Source organism: Paractinoplanes hotanensis (assembly GCF_023717965.1).
In the GTDB taxonomy this organism is placed as follows: domain Bacteria; phylum Actinomycetota; class Actinomycetes; order Mycobacteriales; family Micromonosporaceae; genus Actinoplanes; species Actinoplanes polyasparticus.
Genome location: NZ_JAMQOL010000017.1, coordinates 79621 through 96702, shown reverse-complemented (window position 1 = coordinate 96702; position 17082 = coordinate 79621). Strand labels below are relative to the sequence as shown.

Genomic DNA, 17082 nt, shown 5'->3' with positions numbered 1-17082 from the left:
GGGTCGACGATCAGAACCTCGACGCGTTCCCGCCTGCCCGCGCTGGCCCGCCCGGTAGCCAGCGCTCGAGCCACCGCGTGCGGCTCGAATCCGAGTTCCGCGGCCACCTCACGAACGCGTTGCCGGCCAGCCTCGGACGCGCCGTAGGCCCCGTTCATGGCTCGCGACGCGGCCGCCATCGAAACGCCGGCTGCTCGGGCCACATCGGCTGGCGTGGGGCGCTGATCCATCATGGTCCGACGATAGACGGCGGCGTCAGTCTCGTTGAAGAAGCGTAGACCGGCGGGTGGAGGTCTGCTCGATGGACCAGCGCCGCCGCACAGAAGCGGATCGACGTGAACGGACCGCCGCCCGGTCCGGCCGTCCGGCAGTCCGTTCACGAGGCCGGCGAGCTGAGCGCGCATGATGCGCCTCGACGGGCGTGGCCGGAAGGGGCGTGGGCCCAGGCGTGTCCGCCACGGAACCGCACGCCCCTTCCAGGTCGAACTCGACGGCGCTGACCGATGCGTCGATCCGTTGACGGGAAGGCCTCAGACGCGGGCGGTGGCCGGGCGCAGGTAGACGACCCAGGTGACCAGGACGCAGAGGGCGTAGAAGGCGATGAACCCCAGGTACGCCGCGTCCGCCTCCTTGGTGGTCAGGAACGACTGGCGGAAGGCCAGGTTGACCAGCACTCCCCCGAAGGCGCCGATCGCGCCGGCGATGCCGATGACCGCGCCGGAGAGGCGGCGGGCCTCGTGGTCGTCGTGCGGGTGCTTGCGCTTGAAGATGGCCGGGATCATCTTGTACGTCGAGCCGTTGCCCACGCCGCTGAAGACGAACAGGGCGATGAAGCCGACGATGTAGAGCGGCAGCGAGCGCATCTGGGCTGCGAGCAACACGATCGAGGCGCCGACGGCCATGGCGATGAAGTTGTAGAACGTGACCTTCGCCCCGCCCAGGCGGTCGGCCAGGGCGCCGCCGACGGGACGGATCAGCGAGCCGAGCAGCGGACCCAGGAACGTCAGGTAGGCGGCCTTGACCGGGGTGCTGAACACGTCGGCGAACTGCACCTGCAACACCTGGCCGAAGGCGAACCCGAAGCCGATGAACGAGCCGAACGTACCGATGTAGAGCAGCGACATCACCCAGGTGTGCGGCTCGCGGACGGCGTCGCGCATGCCGCGCTTCTCGTTGCGGGCCTGCGCGAGGTTGTCCATGTAGAGGGCCGAGCCCAGCGCGGCCAGCACGATCAGCGGGATGTAGATGCCGGCCACCAGCCCGGGATGGCCGGCGCCGAAGACGGCCAGCACGAAGAGGCCTACCAGCTGCACGGCCGCGACGCCCAGGTTGCCACCGCCCGCGTTGATGCCGAGCGCCCATCCCTTGAGCCGGTCCGGGTAGTACGCGTTGATGTTCGTCATCGACGAGGCGAAGTTGCCGCCGCCGACGCCGGCCACGGCCGCGATGATCAGCAGCGTCGAGAAGTCGACGCCGGGGCGGATGAGGAACGCCGCGAGCAGCGACGGGATGAGGAGCAGGGCGGCGCTGAACACCGTCCAGTTGCGGCCGCCGAAACGGGCCACGGCGAAGCTGTACGGGATCCGCAGCGCCGCCCCGACCAGCGTCGGCACGGCGGTCAGCAGGAACTTGCCGGCCGGGTCGATCCCGTACTCGGGCCCGAGGAACAGCACGAGCACCGACCACAGTGACCAGACCGAGAAGCCGATGTGCTCCGACGTGATCGAGAAGATGAGGTTGCGCCGGGCGATCGGGGCGCCGGTGGTGTCCCAGAACTCGCGGTCCTCGGGACGCCAGTCGTCGATCCACTGACCCTTCAAAGACGGCGCGGGCAAAGTGGCAGTCATGAGAGCTCCCCCAGCAGGATCTTGTCGTTGTCGATGTGCACGTCGTAGACCGCGAGATCGGGCTGGCCGCTCAGGGAGCAGCCGGTCGTCAGGTCCCAGGCGTTCAGGTGCAGCGGGCACAGCACCTGTTTGAGGTCGATCTGCCCGTCGGCCAGTGGGCCGCCCTTGTGCGGGCAGACGGCCTGAGTGGCACGGACCGAACCGTCGCGCAGCCGGAAGACGGCGACCATTTCCCCGTCGACGGCGAACGTGCGTCCTTCGCCGAGCGGGATCTCGTCGACGAACCCGATGGCCCTCATGCGCGCACCGGAACCTGAGGCAGCACTGTCAGGGGCAGCGACGTGCGGAACTGGCCCGGTGTCGCCGGATCGTCACGGTCCTTCCACGGGTCGCGATAGGCGGCGACCGACGCGGCCATCGCCGCGTCCAGCTCCGCGGCGATCCCGTCGGCGTCGTCGACCACAATGTCGCGGACACGCTCGATGCCGATGCGCGGCACGAACGCGTACGTCCGCTCCAGCCAGTTCGCGTTCTCGCGGTAGTACTGCAGGAACCGCCCGGTCAGGGTGATGACTTCCTCGGCCGTGCCGACCGTCGTGAGCAGATCCCCCTTGCGGATGTGGGCGCCGGCCGCGCCGCCCACGTAGATCTCCCACTTCCCGCCGTCGATGGCGACGACCCCGAGGTCCTTCACGTACGCCTCGGCGCAGTTCCGCGGGCAGCCGGTGACCGCGAGCTTCATCTTGCCCGGCCCCTCGATGCCCTGGTACCGCTCCTCCAACGCGATGCCGAGGGCGGTCGAGTCCCCCACGCCGAACCGGCAGAAGTCGGAGCCCACGCACGTTTTCACGGTCCGGAAACTCTTGCCGTACGCGTAACCGGATGGCATATCCAGATCGGCCCACACCTGGGGCAACTTCTCCTTCGGCACGCCGAGAAGGTCGATCCGCTGCCCGCCGGTGAGCTTGACCATCGGCACCTCGTGCTTCTCGGCCACCTCGGCGATGCGCCGCAGCTGGGCCGGTGTGGTGACGCCGCCCTTCATCTGCGGCACCACCGAGAACGTGCCGTCGCGCTGAATGTTGGCGTGCACCCGGTCGTTGATGAACCGGGCGTCGCGCTCGTCGACGTACTCGCCGCCCCACGTCATCTTGAGCAGCGAGGCCAGGCCCATCTTGCTTTTCGCGTCCTCCTCGCCGCCGAGCGTGGCGAAGACGGCCGACACGGACTTGAGCGAGTGCACGCGGATCGCGTTCATCAGCTCCGGCTTGGGCATCGGGATGCCCGGCACGTAGTACGAGGCGGCCGGGTCCTCCTCGACCTCGCCGCCGGCGGCCCACTCGACGATCCGTTGCACGAGTGGCTTGCAGGTGCCGCAACCCTTGCCGGCGCGCGTCTTGTCCATGACACCGGTGACCGTCTTGCAGCCGGACTGCACGGTCGAGCAGATCGCGCCCTTGCTGACGCCGTTGCAGTTGCAGACCTGCTCGTCGTCGGCCATCTCCTCGACCTTGACCTCGCCCGCCGGGCCGCCCAGGTCGAACATCAGCTCGGCCCGTTCCTCGGGCAGCGCCAGCCCACGGTCGAAGGCCTGCATGAGGAAGGCGACCTTCTTGACGTCGCCGACCATGGTGGCGCCCACGAGGCGTCCGTCGCGGATGATGACGTTCTTGTAGATGCCCTTGCGCGGCTCGGTGAACGTGAGCGACTCGTCGTCGTCGCGCTCCGGCTCCTTGAGGCCCATGGCCGCCACGTCGACGCCGGCCACCTTGAGCTTGGTGGCCACCTGCGAGCCGTGGTACTCGGCGAACGGGTTGACGCCGGTGAGGTGGTCGGCGAGCACCTTCGCCTGGTCCCACAGCGGCGCCACGAGGCCGTAGACCTCGCCGCGGTGCTGGGCACACTCGCCCACCGCGTAGATGTCGTCCTCGTCCTGGCAGCGCATCTGGTCGTCGACGACGATGCCGCGTTCGACGGGCAGGCCACTGGCCGCGGCCATCTCGGCGTTGGCCCGGATGCCGGCCGCCACCACCACGACGTCGCACGGGATGACCCGGCCGTCGCCCAGTTTCACGCCGGTCACCGCGTGCTTGCCGAGGATCTCAGTGGTCTGACCGTTGACGACGACCTCGATGCCCAGCCGCGATTCGATCGAGGACTTGAGCGTCTCGCCGGCGACCTCGTTCAGCTGGGCGTTCATGAGGTGGCCGGCGGCGTGCACCAGGGTCACGTGCGGCAGGTGGCTCTGCAGGCCGCGGGCGGCTTCCAGGCCCAGCAGGCCGCCACCGATGACCACGGCGCGCTGGTGCTCCTTGGCGTACCGGATCATCGACCGGGTGTCGTCGAGCGTGCGGAACGCGAAAACCCCTTGGTGGTAACCGCGGCCGGGCCGGTGGATGCCGGGGATCGGCGGCACGAAGGCCCGGCTGCCGGTGGCGATGATGAGCTTGTCGTACGGGGTCTCGGTGCCGTCCTCGGCGTAGACCCGCTTGGCGAAACGGTCGATGCGCTCGATGCGGGTGCCCGTGTGCAGGGTGATGCCGTTGTCGGCGTACCAGGAAAGGTCGTTCAGGAAGATGCCGGACTCGTCCTCGACGCCCGCGAGGACGTTGGACAGCATGATGCGGTTGTAGTTGCCGTACGGCTCGTCGCCGAACATCGTGATGTCGAAGTCGCCGCCGCGGGCCAGGATCTCCTCGACGGTGCGGGCGCCGGCCATGCCGTTGCCGATGACCACGAGACGTGTGCGCATCAGATCTCCACCAGCCCGAGGTCGACGACCACGGTGCCGGAGACACCGGCCGGCGCGGCCAGCCACAGCTCCATCGCGGTTCCGGCGACCAGGTCCTCGACCACGCGCAGCGGCACGTGGACGTCGCCCTTGGCCCCGATCGGGAAGTAACGCATCGGGCTGCCGTCCCGCATCAGCACGACGCTGACGAGTTCGGCGGCTGCGTTGCCGCCCCGGAAATAGACGGCTTGCGCGGTGATGCCGCTCGGCACCACATAGGACAGCGCGGGGTCGATCGGGGCGGGCCGGTCGAGACCCTTGCCCTCGAACGAATAGACGCCTTGCAGGAATCGTGGGGTGGAGTGCACCGCTGATCGGTTCCTCTCACTGAGGTTGCAGACGGGTGATGGCGACCGCGCACGCCTTGAAGGCGGGCATCCGCGAGTGCGGGTCGAGGGCCGGGTTGGTGAGCGCGTTCGCCCCCGGCCAGTGGAAGGGGGCGAAGACGGTGTCCGGGCGGATACCGTCGGACAGCCGGGCCCGCAGCACCGCGGCGCCGCGGCGGCTGCGCAGTTCGACCAGGTCGCCGTCGGCGATGCCGTGGCGGCGGGCCAGGTCGGGGTGGATCTCGGCGCGGGGCTCGGGCAGCGCCACGTTGAGCGCCTTCACCCGCCGGGTCTGTGTGCCGCTCTGGTAGTGCTGCATGTTGCGGCCGGTCGTGAGCACGTACGGGTATGTCCTGTCGGGCGTTTCCGCCGGGTCGCGATGCTCCACCCGGATGAATCGGGCGCGGCCGTCCGGCGTCGGAAAGCCGTCCGCGAACAAGCGGGGCGTGCCCGGGTGGTCCTCGGCCGGGCACGGCCAGAAGACACCGTCCTCGGCCTCGATGCGCTCGTAGGTGATGCCGGCGTAGTCGGCGATGCCGCCGGCGCTGGCCCGGCGCAGCTCGTCGAAGACCGTGCGCGGGTCGCTGCTCTCCTCGCGGCCCAGTCGCCGCGCCAGCTCGGCCAGCGTCTCCAGGTCGGTCTTCACGTCGGGCGGCGGGTTCAGCGCGCGCTTGCGGCGGATCACGCGGCCCTCGAGGTTGGTCATCGTGCCCTCCTCCTCGGCCCACTGGGCGGTCGGGAGGACGACGTCGGCCAGCTCCGCGGTCTCGGACCGGAAGATGTCGGAGACGACGAGGAAGTCGAGCGCTGCGAGCTTGCTCCGCACGAGGTTGCTGTTCGGGGCGCTGACCACGATGTTGCTGGCCAGCACCAGCAGCACCCGGAGGCTGTCGTCGGTGAGCATCTCGTACGCCGACCGGCCGGGTCCAGGCAGGTCGTCGGGGTCGATGCCCCACACCGCGGCGACATGCCGGCGGGCCGCAGGATCGTCCAGTTTCCGGTATCCCGGGAGCTGGTCGGCTTTCTGGCCGTGCTCGCGCCCGCCCTGCCCGTTGCCCTGGCCGGTGATGGTCCCGTAACCGGAAAAGGGCCGGCCCACCAGACCGAGGGCCAGGGCCAGATTGAGGTACGCCTGGGCGGTGTCGGTGCCGTTGCTGTGCTGTTCGGCGCCGCGCGCGGTCAGGATCATCGCCGGTCCCTGCGTGGCCAGCAGGCGCACGGTCTCCCGCAAATGCTTCTCCGGTACGCCGGTCATGCGCTCGACGCGTTCGGGCCAGTACGAGTTGGTCGACGCCCGGACGGCGTCGAACCCGGTGGTGCGGGCCTGGATGAAGTCCTCGTCGACGTAACCCTCACGGATCGCTATGTGCAGCATCCCGTTGGCCAGAGCGAGGTCGGTGCCGGGCAGTGGTTGCAGGTGCAGATGCGCGCCGGCAGCCGTGTTGGTGCGGCGCGGGTCGACGACGATGTGGCGCGCGCCGTGCTCGCGGCCGGCATCGAGATATTGCATGCTCGGCGGCATCGCGTCGGCCGGGTTGGCCCCGACGAGCAGGATCGTCTTCGCCTGCGCCAGATCCTCGATCGGGAACGGCAGCCCGCGGTCGATGCCGAGCGACCGGTTGGCCGCGGTGGCCGCGCTCGACATGCAGAAACGGCCGTTGTAGTCGATCGACGAGCTCCGCAGCACGACCCGGACGAATTTGCCGAGCGCGTAAGCCTTCTCGTTCGTCAGGCCGCCCCCGCCGAACGCCCCGACGCTGTCCCGCCCGTGCTTCTGCTGCGCCGTCGTGATCGCGGTCGTGATGGCATCGAGGGCCTCGTCCCACGTGGCCTCGCGGAGCGGACTGGTGCGATTCCCCGCTTCCTTGCGGACCAGCGGCGTCAGCAGCCGATCCCGATGATCCAGCAGGTCGGCCGCGGTGAACCCCTTGGCGCACAGGCCACCCTTGTTGACCGGGAATTCGCGCGGCTCGAGCTTGACCCGCGGGATCCCGGGGGTCAGCGTCATGCCGCACTGCAGTGCGCAGTAGGGGCAGTGCGTATCGGTCGCCGTCACACCCCGAATACTCGGCGTCGTTTGTTTACCGCCGGGACCACCGTCGTTGCGACGCCGTACGGAAAACCCTACAAGCGGGTGTTCGCCGATGTGAGAAGCGCGGACTCGTAGCGGCGCAGCACGAGATCGGTCACCTCGGGGTCGAGACACAGCGGCGGGGTGACCGAGTCGGCGCCGGCCTTGTTCAGGCTGCGGTAGAAGAGCCCGTCGGCCAGGAAGTACGCCGCGATGGCGATCCGACGTGCGCCCTGCCGACGGAGGTCGGCGACCACGTCGGGTACGCGTGCCCCCGGCCCCGAGACGTATCCGGCGCGCGCGCCGACCCTGGTCGCCAGCTGCTCGACGTCGGCGCGCCAGGCGGGGTCGGAGGAGCCGGCGGCGGCCAGCACCACGGCGTCGGCGGCGGGCAGACGGCGGAGCATGCCGGCGAGCAGCACGTCGTCCGGGCCGAGCGGTTTGGTCACCGGTATCCGGGTGCCGGCCACGGCTTCGGCTATGTCGACCCGTACGTGATAGCCCGCCGACAGCAGCAGCGGCACGACCACCGCGTCGGGCAGCACGCGGGTGAATTCGGCGACCTTGGGTTCCTGGACGTCCACGTAGCTGAGGCGGACGTCGAGACCGGGGCGGCGGGCTGCGACCCGGGCGACGAGGTCGCGGATCTGGGCCTGGCCGGCGGGGCTGCGGGTGCCGTGCGCGACGGCGATGAGAGCGGGCATGCGAAGTCCTTCCGATCGGGGCTCCGCCGCGACGTTGCGGCCGTTCGGGGGCGGCACTCGGCCCGACCGGCCGGTCCGGGTGCCCGGCGTTCGAAGGTCAGGCGGCCGGCTCGTCGAGGCGGAGGCGGTAGCCGCGTTTGATGACTGTCTCGATGTGGCGGCCGGAGCCGAGCGCTGTCCGCAGGCGGGCCACGGCGACGTCGACCGCGTGGCCGTCGTTGCCGCGAGGCAGGGCGGCGATCAGCTGCTCCTTCGAGACGACCACGCCGGGGCGCGCCGCCAACGATGACAGGATGGCCATCGCGGCCGGGGCGAGCGTGTGCGGCGCCCCGTCGATGAGGACGGCGTGGCCACGCATCTCCAGCGTCGAACCGGCCACGTTCAGCTTCACCGAGCGCCGCGGCAACTCGTCCGTCAGCGTCTTGATGAGGGCGCCCAGGCGGTAGCGCTCGGGCATCACGATCGGGATGCCCCGGTCGGTGAGGGGCCCGGCCGTGACCGGCCCGACGCAGGCGGCCACTGTGGCGCCGGTGCGGAACTCCTCCAGCACGGCGGGTTGCGACTCCCCCGCCACCCGCAGGAACGCTTTGACCGCGGGGGCGCTCGTGAACGTCACGGCGTCGATCTGCCCGGCCGCGATCTGGTCGACGAGACGGCGTACGGGACCCAGGTCGGACGGAAGCACCCAGCGATACACCGGCACCTCGACGACCGCCGCGCCCGCCCCGCGCAGAGCGGCCACGAACTCGGTCTGCGGCTCGCCGTGCTCCTGCACCACGATCCGTTTCCCGGCGACGCCGTCGGCGAGCAGCCGTTCCAGGATCTCGTCGGTCGACTCGGTCTTGGCCGCCCAGTCCTCGGTGAGCCCGGCCGCCCGGATCGCCCCGCACGGCTTCGGCCCCCGCGCGATGATCCGGGCCCGGCCCAGCACCTCGCGCAGCCGCTCGGCCATCCCCCAGCCCTCGGCCGCCTCGAGCCAGCCGCGAAAACCGAAGCCGGTCGTCGCGACGACCAGGTCGGGCTCGAGCCCGATGCAGGCCGCGGTGGCCGCGTGCAGCGCGTCGTCGTCGGCCAGCGGCACGATGCTGATGGCCGAGGCGGTGACAACCCGGGCGCCCCGCCGCGCGAGCAGCGCCGCCATCTCGTCGCGCCGCCTCTCCGCGGTCACGGCCACGGTGAAGCCGGTCAGTGCACCCTCGGTCATCCCGTCAGGGTTCCCACGCCTCATTACCGCGAGGTCGTCGTCGTGTTTCGGCCGCAATAAGCCGACCTCACATCGACCCGGTCCCTGCGGTGATCAACGAAGGAAGTCCCCGTCCGACTCGTCCTGGATCCGGCGCACGGCGGCGAGCAGGTGAAACACTTCGATCCGCCCGTCCAGGAATCCCATCCGGTAGTCCGCCCCGGTGGCCGCATGGCTCGCACGCACCGGGTCCCGGTGCCCGGCGATGCCGTCGGACCGCCCGGTGACGTACGCGAAGATCTCGTCATCCATGATGTCAGCGCTTGCCGTCCATCGCCTTGCGGATGGCCGCGATCAGATCGGCCTCGAACGCCTCGAGCTCGCCGTCGGCCAGCCCCACGCGATAGTCCGCGTCATCCCCGCGCTCGCGGTCGTGGCGCCTGGCCACACCGTCGGCACGCCCCTCGGCATAGGCCCGCAGGGCAAAGTCAGCGCTGTCCAACCGATCCTCCTCGAACGCTCAGCCGCGCGTTCGAGCGCAGACACCGCAAACCAATCTCACATGATGGTCCGACCTTTTCCACCCCCCGATCCGGCCCGCCCGAAACCCTAAAGTCCGAGGTCAAGAGTGCGATCAGACAGAATCAGTTCGGAATCATTACCGAAGGTCACCGAGCAATTTCCGAGCGTCACAATGGCGTCGGAAAGATACGCTGCGCCGGTGGAGATCCTCGACGGCCCCGGCGTGGCGGCCAAGCCCGAGCGACACACCGCCGGGATCCGTGTGGTCACCCCGTTCCGGGGCATGTTCGCCGTCCGCGACAGGCTGATGGACGAGCTCTACACCTGGCTCGACGCCCGCGATCTGACGTACGGCCCGACGCTCTTCCGCCTGCATGTCGTGGCCATGGAAGCCGACATGGACGTCGAGGTGGCGGTGATTCTGGACGACCCGGTAAAAGGCGACGACCGTGTTACCGCGGGCATTCTTCCGGCCGGCGATTACGCATTCCTGAAATACGTCAACCACGGCCGCCAGGCCAACAAGACCCTCCTCGAATGGGTCCGCGCCCAGAGCCTCGCCCTGGACGTCCGCGAAGACCCCTCCGGCGACCGGTTCGGGTGCCGCTACGAGGCCTACCTGACGGATCCGCGCACCGAACGCATGAAGACCCGCTGGCAGATCGAGCTCGCCGTCCGCTTGGCACAACCTCCCAAGGCTTGACGTTACCCGGGGTAACAGTTACTTCTTGTACATGAAGCCGGGACAGGCAGCGGCGAACACCGACGGCCGGCGCGGGCGCTGGGCCGGCCATCGTGAGCAGCGCCGGGCCGAGCTCACCGAGGCCGCCATCGATGCGATCCGGCAGCTCGGCCCCGAGGTCGGCATGGAGGCCATCGCCGCCCACGCCGGGGTCAGCAAGCCCGTCCTCTACCGCTACTTCGCCGACAAGTCGGAGCTGTGGCTGGCGGTCGGTCAGCGCTCCGGGGCCCTGGTGCTCGAGGCGATCGTGCCGGCCGTCGCCGCCGTCCGTGAGGAACGCGAGGCCGTCGGTGCGGCGGTCGACGCCTACCTGGCCCACATCGCCGCCGACACCAGCCTCTACCAGTTCGTCGTGCACCAGCCGGGGATCGCGCGCCAGCACGACGTGGTCGCCGACGTCGTCGACACGGTGGCCAGCGGGCTGGCGCGCATCTTCGGCGACCGGCTGCGGGCCCGGGGGCTCGACTCGGGCGCCGCGCTGCCCTGGGCGTACGGGGTGGTGGGGTATGTGCAGTCGGTCGGCGACTGGTGGTTGCGGCAGCAGCAGCCGATCAGCCGCGAGGCGCTGGCCGACTATCTGACAACTTTCCTGTGGAGCGGGGTATCCGGGATACGGCACGCGGCCGACGTACCGGGCGGGCTGGCGGCCTATCGGGAGGAGACCAGCAGTGGACGGTGACCACGTCGACGTGCTGATCATCGGCGCCGGCCTGTCCGGCATCGGCGCCGCCTGGCGACTGCAAGAGGCCTTCCCCACCACGTCGTACGCGGTTCTGGAGGCTCGCGACGCCATCGGGGGCACCTGGGATCTGTTCCGCTACCCCGGCATCCGCTCCGACTCGGACATGTTCACGCTCAGCTACCCCTTCCGGCCGTGGACCGACACGCAGTCGCTGGCCTCCGGTGACAAGATCCGGGCGTACATCCGGGAAACCGCGCAGGACGCCGGAATCACCCGCCACATCCGGTTCGGGGCCAAGGTGGTCGCGGCCGACTGGTCGTCGCCGGACTCGCGCTGGAGCGTGCGGCTGGCCGACGGTTCCACTCTGACGTGCGATTTCCTGTACGCCTGCACGGGCTACTACTCGTACGAGGCCGGGTATCAGCCCGAATTCGCCGGCCTCGCGTCGTACGGCGGACGGCTGGTGCACCCGCAGTCGTGGCCCGGCGACCTCGACTACCGGGGCAAGCGCGTCGTCGTGATCGGCAGCGGCGCGACCGCGGTGACGCTGGTGCCCGCGATGTCGCCGACGGCGGCGCACGTGACGATGTTGCAGCGCTCCCCCACGTACCTGACCTCGCTCCCCCGCCGTGACGTGATCGCCGACGGGCTGCGCCGGGTGCTGCCGGCCAAGCCGGCCAACGCGCTCGTCCGGGCCAAGAACATCCTGCTCACCCAGGCCTTCTATCAGCTCGCCCGGCGGCGCCCGGAGCGCGTGCGCAAGGCGCTGCGCACGATGGCGGTGCGCGGGCTGGGCGACGAGGCCTATGTGGACGAGCACTTCAAGCCGGCGTACGACCCGTGGGACCAGCGGCTGTGCGTGATTCCGGGCGGCGACCTGTGGGAGGAGATCCGCGCCGGCCGGGCGTCCGTGGTCACCGATCACATCGATTCGTTCGTGCCGTCCGGGATCCGGCTGCGGTCGGGACGGGTGCTCGAGGCTGACATCGTCGTCTCGGCCACCGGGCTGAGGCTGCTGCCGCTGGGCGGCGTCGAGGTCTCGATCGACGGTTCGCCTGTCACGATCGGCGAGCGGGCCGCTTACCGGGGTCTCATGCTCAGCGGGGTGCCGAATCTGGCCTACTGCATCGGGTACGTGAACGCGTCGTGGACGCTGCGGGCCGATCTGTCCCACCGGTACGTCATGCGGCTGCTGCGGCACATGCGGAAGCACGGGCTCGCCGTGGCCACCCCGACAGCCCCCGGGGGCACCGGCCGTCCGCTCCTCGACCTCTCCTCGGGGTACGTGCAACGCGCGCTCGACCTCTTCCCGCGGCAGGGCGACCGGGCACCGTGGATCGTGCGGCAGAACTACCTGCGGGACGTGGTCACCACTCCGCGGGCCGACGTCACCCGCGACATGACCTTCCAGGAGGTAGCTTCATGACCCCGTACCGGTTCGCCGGGCGCACCGCCGTCCTGACCGGCGCCGCCAGCGGCATCGGCGAGCAATTGGCGTACGGCCTGGCCCAGCGCGGCAGTCATCTCGTGCTCATCGACGTCGCACCGCTCGACGCCGTCGCCGCCCGCATCCGGGAGGCGCACCCCGCCCTGCAGGTCGAGACCGTCCAGGCCGATCTGAGCGACCGGGCCGAGGTCACCGCCGTCGCCGATCGGGTGCTGTCCGCCCATCCCACCCTCGGCCTGCTGATCAACAACGCCGGCATCGCGCTCGGCGGCCGCTTCGACCAGATGACGGTGGACGAGTTCGAGACCGTCATGAACGTGAACTTCCGCGCCCCGATGCTGTTGACCCACGCGCTGCTGCCCGCGCTCACGGCCACGCCGGGTGGCCACCTCGTCAACGTGTCCAGCCTGTTCGGGCTCATCGCGCTGTACGGGCAGAGCGCGTACTCGGCGAGCAAGTTCGCCCTGCGCGGGCTGAGCCAGGTGCTGCGGGCCGAACTGGCCGAGAACGGCGTGGGCGTCACGACCGTGCACCCCGGCGGCATCCGGACCAGCATCGCGACCAGCGCCCGCATGGGCAGCAAGGTGCCCGCCGACCAGATCGCCCCGCAGTTGCGGTCGTTCGACGCCCTGCTGACGTTTCCGGCCGAGAAGGCGGCCGCCCAGATCCTCGACGCCGTGACCCGCCGCCGGGCCCGCCTGCTGATCGCCTCCAGCGCCAAGCTGCCCGACCTGCTGGCCCGCCTCGCACCGGTCGGCCACACGAAGCTCATAGCCCTGGTCACCGCGGCGGTGAACAGCCGCAGCCGCCCCAGCACGGCTTCGCCGAACCCCGTTGCCGACTAGTTGTGCACGGCCCGGGGTGCGGCCTCGTCGAAAAGCATCGTCACGTGGTTGGCCGGGATGCGTTCGGCGGTCAGGCGCGGCAGCTGGGTGCGGCCGGCTTCGAGGCCGCGGTCGGTGATGAACGGGCGGGTGGAGTCGTCGCCGTCGTGCTCGGCCAGGATCACGTGGACGGGAACGTCGAGGGCGGCCAGCAGCGGCAGCGTGGGGGCGCCGGTCAGGGTGTCCACGGCGTCGTCGATCAGGCGGGCCTGGTCGACCCGGGGGCGTCCGGCGCCGTCCATCAGGTGGGCCGCCCACCGCAGCAGGTGGGGCCGCAGGTCGGGGCGGCGGGCGATCGCCCGGCCCTCGACCTGGTCGACGAACGCGCCGGCGTCGGGGAAGGCTCGGCCCAGCGGGCGCACGATCAGCTTCCACTGGGCGCGGACCACGGGACGCCGGAGGGTCCACCGTGGCTCGGGCAGCACGCCGCCGTCGAGCAGCACCAGCTTGCGTACGCGGTCGCCCAGCTTCGCCGCGACCAGGGGCGCCAGATAACCGCCCATCGAGTGGCCCACCAGCACCACGTCGTCGAGGGCGCATTCGCCGGCGACCCGCACGACCTCGGCGGCGTGCCCCGCCAGGCCCGGCGCCGCCTTGGTGGTCACCGAACCGCCGCGGCCGGGCAGGTCGGGGGCGATCACGCGGGTGCCGGGCAACGCCTCGGCCAGCGCCCGCCACACCTCGGAGGTGTTGGTCAGCCCGTGCAGGGCCAGCACCGTGGGGCCGTCCGCGCCGGCATTCCAGTCGGCGCAGGTGAGTCCGGCGATGTCGCGCCGTTCGGACTGAGTCACGCGGCGACCCTAGCGCCCGCGCGCACGCCCGGACCGCCGGGAGTCGCCGAGTTCCGGAAGCCGACCGTCCGGAATGGCCCCTATGGTGGCGCCATGACCGACATTCCGTGGGAGCCGCCGCTGGCCGGCTCCGAGACAGAGCATCTGCTGGGCGCGCTCGACCGGATGCGGACGACATTCCGCTGGAAGGCCGACGGCCTCGACGGAGCCGGCCTGAGCGCCCGGCTCGGCCCCTCCACGCTGACCCTCGGCGGACTGCTCAAACACCTGGCCCTGGTCGAGGACTACAAGATCGCCACGAGGTTCTTCGGCGAGCCGCTGACCGGCTGGGACGACCTCGACCCGGACGACGAGGACTCGGAGTTCACGTCGGCCGTCAACGACGAACCCGGTTCCCTGTACGGCCGGTACGACGACGCGGTCGCCCGGTGCCGGGCCCGGCTCGACGCCGCCCTGGCCGACGGCGGCCTCGACCAGCTCGCGCGCGCACCACTGCCCGACGGATCCCGCTTCAGCCTCCGCCGCATCGTCGTCGACCTGGTCGAGGAGTACGGCCGCCACACCGGCCACGCCGACCTGCTGCGCGAGTCGGTCGACGGCCGCACCGGCGAGGACCCGCCCGCCGGCTGGCGTCCCGTCTCGGGCCACTACGTGTTCCACGGCTGAACCGGCGCCCGGCCCGCTCCCGCCGCTTCCCGGTCAGGCGTCCACGGTGAGGTGGACGGTCACCGTGTCGCCGATCTCGAGCTTCTCGCCGCGGCGGACGGCCGTCTTGATGGGGACGATGTAGCGGCCGTCCTTGGGCCACAGCGAGGTCGTCCAGTCGGTGGCGCCGATGCGGGCGGTCACCGGGACCATCCCCCAGCCGTAACTGACCAACGACGACGCCGACTCGATGGCCGCGCACTCCTCGTCGGGCACCGTGACGAAGTGCCAGGGAGCCGGGCCCCGCCAGAACCAGATCTCGCCCGTGAACCGCAGATCCATGGCCGAACCCTAGTGGCGGCCATCGATCGACCCTCCGGCGACACAGGTGGCGCTGGAAATCGGTCGTGTAGAAACGCCCTGGTGGGGTACCCGGCGCGACGCTGCGGTCCGGCGGGGACGTGGTGCTACGAGGAATGGGGAAGCGGTTGCCCAAGATTGTGGACCACGACCAGCGACGCGGGGAGATCGTCGACGCCTTCCTCTCGGTGGTCGGGCGTGACGGTCCGGCGGCGGCCAGCAGCCGGGCCATCGCGGCCGAGCTGGGGGTGGGAGCGGGTGCGCTCTGGCACTACTTCGACAGCTTGGACGCGGTGGTGGCGGCGGCCTGCCGGCAGGTGCTGAAGGGCGCCGACGCGCGCATCGCCGCGGCGGCCGCCGGCCGGCGGGGGCTGAACGCGCTCGAGGCCACGTTGTGCGAGATTCTGCCGCTGGCCAAGCACACCCGGGACGAGGCGAAGGTGGTGATGGGCTTCTGGGGGCGGCTGGCGGTCGACCGGCAGATCGCGACCGGGAAGTCCGACGCCCTGTCCATGTGGGGCGGCCGGGTGCGCCGGCACCTCACCGAGGCGGTCGAGGACGGCGAGCTCGTACGGGATGTGCCCGTAGACTGCCTGGCCGACGTCCTGCTCTCGATCGCCATCGGTCAGCAGGTGCACGCCGTTCTCGACGCCGGCCAGGACGACCCGCAACGCCAGCTCGCCCTGGTCCAGCATTGCCTGAAGCCGTGGCGGCTTTCCTGATCCCGCGGCACGCGCGACCCTGAGCCGGAACACGCTCTCGGCGAGCAGCCACGAACGACCACCCTGGCCCGCCACGGCGCGCGCCGCGACCTGCCGGGCGCCGTCGCCGAGTGCTACGCCATGCGCGGCCGACGACCTGCTCGACGCCTGCGCGGAGGGCGTCAGGCCCGTTCCCCGGTGATGTAGTCGGCGAGACTGCTGCGCTCGTGCTCGAGCTCGTCGATGCGGAACTTCACCACATCGCCGATGCTGACCACGCCGCGCAGCGCGCCGTCCTCGATCACCGGCACGTGGCGGAAACGCCGCTCGGTCATCAGCCGTTCGACCTCGTCGAGCGCCGCGTCGCGGGTCACCGAGCGCACGTCGGTGGTCTGGATGGTGGCCACCGGCTCGGTCAGCACGGCCGCGCCGCGGGCGGCCAGAGCCCGTACGATGTCGCGCTCGCTGACGATGCCGTCGACCCGGTCGCCGTCCCGGCTCACGATGACCGCGCCGATCTTGTGCTCGGCCAGGACGGTGAGCAACTCCGTCACGTCCGCCTCGGGTGACACCGTCACCACTCGTTCGCCCTTGACCCGGAGAATGTCGCTGATCCGCATGGTCGCCCTCTTCCGTCCCGCGTTTCGGCCTGGAAACCTCCGCGGGACCTCGCAGCGCCGCGGGGCATACGCCTAGATGCCGTTATCCGGGCCGTGATGTCAAGGGGTGCGCCCCTCTTCGGCGACGGGGACGAACAGCCGGGCCGAGGCCAGGTCCCATTCCGACACCAGGTCGACCGACTCCGGGTAGCGCAGCCACTGGAGTTGAAGGCCGTCCATCAGCGCCACGATCTGGCGGGCCAGGGCGGCGGGATCCTCGGCCTCGCCCTCGGCCAGCTCGCTGAGCATCTCGACCGTGCGCTGCTGGCGTTGGCTGAAGTAGGTGTGGGCCGGATGGTCGGGGGTCAGCGACTCGGCCTCGAGAACGGCGAACAGTCGGACGATCTCGGGCTGGGCGGCGTTACGACGGACCAGGGCCGCGCACGTCTCGCGCAGGGAGGTTGGCGCCTGCTCGAAGACCGAGCGCATGTCCTCCTCGTCGCGGCGGTCGAGCACGGCGACGAGCAGTCCGTCCTTCGAGCCGACGTGGTGCAGCAGGCCCGGCACGGTGAGCCCGCAGCCGTCGGCCACGTCCTGCATCGACAGGCCCCAGAAGCCTCGCTCGGCGATCAGGCGCGTCGTCACCTCGACGATCTGGCGCCGGCGCTCGGCGGCGGGGAGCCGCGCACGGTCACGCCGATACATCACACTCACTCCTTGTTCGCCGCCGCTCTTGTCCTGCACGCAACGTAGAGGTTAGGTTACCGCCTAGTTATTACCTAGTAAG

General features: G+C 70.7%; 19 protein-coding genes. 6 read left to right on the top strand and 13 right to left on the bottom strand.

What is annotated here, in order from left to right; all coding sequences use genetic code 11:
• Positions 1-530 precede the first annotated feature (530 nt).
• The 9 genes from LXN57_RS14625 to LXN57_RS14585 form a co-directional block, all read right to left on the bottom strand.
• Positions 531-1847, bottom strand: coding sequence for a nitrate/nitrite transporter (locus LXN57_RS14625; RefSeq protein WP_251798674.1), 1317 nt, complete (start codon positions 1845-1847; stop codon positions 531-533).
• Positions 1844-2146: a Rieske (2Fe-2S) protein gene (locus LXN57_RS14620; protein WP_251798672.1), complete on the bottom strand. Its 303-nt coding sequence runs from the start codon at positions 2144-2146 to the stop codon at positions 1844-1846. The genes LXN57_RS14625 and LXN57_RS14620 overlap by 4 nt, the downstream gene beginning before the upstream one ends.
• A complete protein-coding gene (gene nirB / locus LXN57_RS14615; protein WP_251798670.1) occupies positions 2143-4599 on the bottom strand; it encodes a nitrite reductase large subunit NirB in 2457 nt (818 codons plus the stop codon). Before nirB ends, LXN57_RS14620 begins: the two co-directional genes overlap by 4 nt.
• Positions 4599-4946 carry a molybdopterin oxidoreductase gene (locus LXN57_RS14610; protein WP_251798669.1) on the bottom strand — a complete coding sequence of 116 codons (348 nt, stop codon included), beginning with the start codon at positions 4944-4946 and terminating at the stop codon, positions 4599-4601. The genes nirB and LXN57_RS14610 overlap by 1 nt, the downstream gene beginning before the upstream one ends.
• 16 nt (positions 4947-4962) lie before the next feature.
• On the bottom strand, positions 4963-7020 hold the full coding sequence (locus LXN57_RS14605; protein ID WP_285904623.1) for a molybdopterin oxidoreductase family protein: 2058 nt from the start codon (positions 7018-7020) through the stop codon (positions 4963-4965).
• 68 nt (positions 7021-7088) lie between these two features.
• Positions 7089-7739 (bottom strand): sirohydrochlorin chelatase, encoded by a 651-nt coding sequence (locus tag LXN57_RS14600; protein ID WP_251798668.1) that lies wholly within the window; start codon positions 7737-7739, stop codon positions 7089-7091.
• A gap of 97 nt (positions 7740-7836) precedes the next feature.
• The gene (locus LXN57_RS14595) at positions 7837-8943 is read right to left on the bottom strand and encodes a uroporphyrinogen-III synthase (protein ID WP_251798667.1); all 1107 of its coding nucleotides are present in this window, start codon (positions 8941-8943) and stop codon (positions 7837-7839) included.
• Between the two features lie 93 nt (positions 8944-9036).
• Positions 9037-9234, bottom strand: coding sequence for a hypothetical protein (locus tag LXN57_RS14590; RefSeq protein ID WP_251798665.1), 198 nt, complete (start codon positions 9232-9234; stop codon positions 9037-9039).
• A 4-nt stretch (positions 9235-9238) separates the two neighbouring features.
• Positions 9239-9424, bottom strand: coding sequence for a hypothetical protein (locus LXN57_RS14585; protein WP_251798664.1), 186 nt, complete (start codon positions 9422-9424; stop codon positions 9239-9241).
• A gap of 219 nt (positions 9425-9643) precedes the next feature.
• Between LXN57_RS14585 and LXN57_RS14580 the strand changes: the two genes are divergently transcribed.
• Genes LXN57_RS14580 through LXN57_RS14565 form a run of 4 tightly spaced genes read left to right on the top strand, consistent with a single transcriptional unit; the run spans position 9644 to position 13160 of the window.
• Positions 9644-10147 (top strand): GyrI-like domain-containing protein, encoded by a 504-nt coding sequence (locus tag LXN57_RS14580; RefSeq protein ID WP_251798662.1) that lies wholly within the window; start codon positions 9644-9646, stop codon positions 10145-10147.
• A gap of 31 nt (positions 10148-10178) precedes the next feature.
• Positions 10179-10865, top strand: coding sequence for a TetR/AcrR family transcriptional regulator (locus tag LXN57_RS14575; RefSeq protein ID WP_251798660.1), 687 nt, complete (start codon positions 10179-10181; stop codon positions 10863-10865).
• Positions 10855-12294: a flavin-containing monooxygenase gene (locus tag LXN57_RS14570; RefSeq protein WP_251798659.1), complete on the top strand. Its 1440-nt coding sequence runs from the start codon at positions 10855-10857 to the stop codon at positions 12292-12294. Before LXN57_RS14575 ends, LXN57_RS14570 begins: the two co-directional genes overlap by 11 nt.
• Positions 12291-13160: an SDR family NAD(P)-dependent oxidoreductase gene (locus LXN57_RS14565; RefSeq protein ID WP_251798657.1), complete on the top strand. Its 870-nt coding sequence runs from the start codon at positions 12291-12293 to the stop codon at positions 13158-13160. Before LXN57_RS14570 ends, LXN57_RS14565 begins: the two co-directional genes overlap by 4 nt.
• Here LXN57_RS14565 and LXN57_RS14560 read toward each other — a convergent pair.
• Positions 13157-13990 carry an alpha/beta fold hydrolase gene (locus tag LXN57_RS14560; RefSeq protein WP_251798651.1) on the bottom strand — a complete coding sequence of 278 codons (834 nt, stop codon included), beginning with the start codon at positions 13988-13990 and terminating at the stop codon, positions 13157-13159. The genes LXN57_RS14565 and LXN57_RS14560 overlap by 4 nt on opposite strands.
• A gap of 93 nt (positions 13991-14083) precedes the next feature.
• Here LXN57_RS14560 and LXN57_RS14555 point away from each other — a divergent pair, with 93 nt between their 5' ends.
• Positions 14084-14656: a mycothiol transferase gene (locus tag LXN57_RS14555; RefSeq protein ID WP_251798649.1), complete on the top strand. Its 573-nt coding sequence runs from the start codon at positions 14084-14086 to the stop codon at positions 14654-14656.
• Between the two features lie 33 nt (positions 14657-14689).
• On the opposite strand, the gene LXN57_RS14550 is transcribed toward LXN57_RS14555, so the two are convergent.
• Complete coding sequence (locus tag LXN57_RS14550) at positions 14690-14977, bottom strand: DUF1905 domain-containing protein (RefSeq protein WP_251798647.1); 288 nt, start codon at positions 14975-14977, stop codon at positions 14690-14692.
• A gap of 146 nt (positions 14978-15123) precedes the next feature.
• Between LXN57_RS14550 and LXN57_RS14545 the strand changes: the two genes are divergently transcribed.
• Positions 15124-15717 carry a TetR/AcrR family transcriptional regulator gene (locus LXN57_RS14545; RefSeq protein ID WP_251798645.1) on the top strand — a complete coding sequence of 198 codons (594 nt, stop codon included), beginning with the start codon at positions 15124-15126 and terminating at the stop codon, positions 15715-15717.
• Between the two features lie 161 nt (positions 15718-15878).
• Here the strand turns inward: LXN57_RS14545 and LXN57_RS14540 are convergent, their stop codons facing one another.
• Positions 15879-16316 carry a CBS domain-containing protein gene (locus LXN57_RS14540; protein WP_221374897.1) on the bottom strand — a complete coding sequence of 146 codons (438 nt, stop codon included), beginning with the start codon at positions 16314-16316 and terminating at the stop codon, positions 15879-15881.
• A gap of 99 nt (positions 16317-16415) precedes the next feature.
• Positions 16416-17000 (bottom strand): TetR/AcrR family transcriptional regulator, encoded by a 585-nt coding sequence (locus LXN57_RS14535; protein ID WP_221374898.1) that lies wholly within the window; start codon positions 16998-17000, stop codon positions 16416-16418.
• Positions 17001-17082: the final 82 nt, after the last annotated feature.

Bases quoted from the DNA above. Each gene is read 5' to 3' on its own strand.
- LXN57_RS14550 (WP_251798647.1), bottom strand. From the start codon at position 14,977: ATGGATCTGCGGTTCACGGGCGAGATCTGGTTCTGGCGGGGCCCGGCT.
- LXN57_RS14590 (WP_251798665.1), bottom strand. From the start codon at position 9,234: ATGGATGACGAGATCTTCGCGTACGTCACCGGGCGGTCCGACGGCATC.
- LXN57_RS14575 (WP_251798660.1), top strand. From the start codon at position 10,179: ATGAAGCCGGGACAGGCAGCGGCGAACACCGACGGCCGGCGCGGGCGC.
- LXN57_RS14540 (WP_221374897.1), bottom strand. From the start codon at position 16,316: ATGCGGATCAGCGACATTCTCCGGGTCAAGGGCGAACGAGTGGTGACG.
- LXN57_RS14555 (WP_251798649.1), top strand. From the start codon at position 14,084: ATGACCGACATTCCGTGGGAGCCGCCGCTGGCCGGCTCCGAGACAGAG.
- nirB (WP_251798670.1), bottom strand. From the start codon at position 4,599: ATGCGCACACGTCTCGTGGTCATCGGCAACGGCATGGCCGGCGCCCGC.
- LXN57_RS14620 (WP_251798672.1), bottom strand. From the start codon at position 2,146: ATGAGGGCCATCGGGTTCGTCGACGAGATCCCGCTCGGCGAAGGACGC.
- LXN57_RS14625 (WP_251798674.1), bottom strand. From the start codon at position 1,847: ATGACTGCCACTTTGCCCGCGCCGTCTTTGAAGGGTCAGTGGATCGAC.
- LXN57_RS14595 (WP_251798667.1), bottom strand. From the start codon at position 8,943: ATGACCGAGGGTGCACTGACCGGCTTCACCGTGGCCGTGACCGCGGAG.
- LXN57_RS14565 (WP_251798657.1), top strand. From the start codon at position 12,291: ATGACCCCGTACCGGTTCGCCGGGCGCACCGCCGTCCTGACCGGCGCC.
- LXN57_RS14600 (WP_251798668.1), bottom strand. From the start codon at position 7,739: ATGCCCGCTCTCATCGCCGTCGCGCACGGCACCCGCAGCCCCGCCGGC.
- LXN57_RS14535 (WP_221374898.1), bottom strand. From the start codon at position 17,000: ATGTATCGGCGTGACCGTGCGCGGCTCCCCGCCGCCGAGCGCCGGCGC.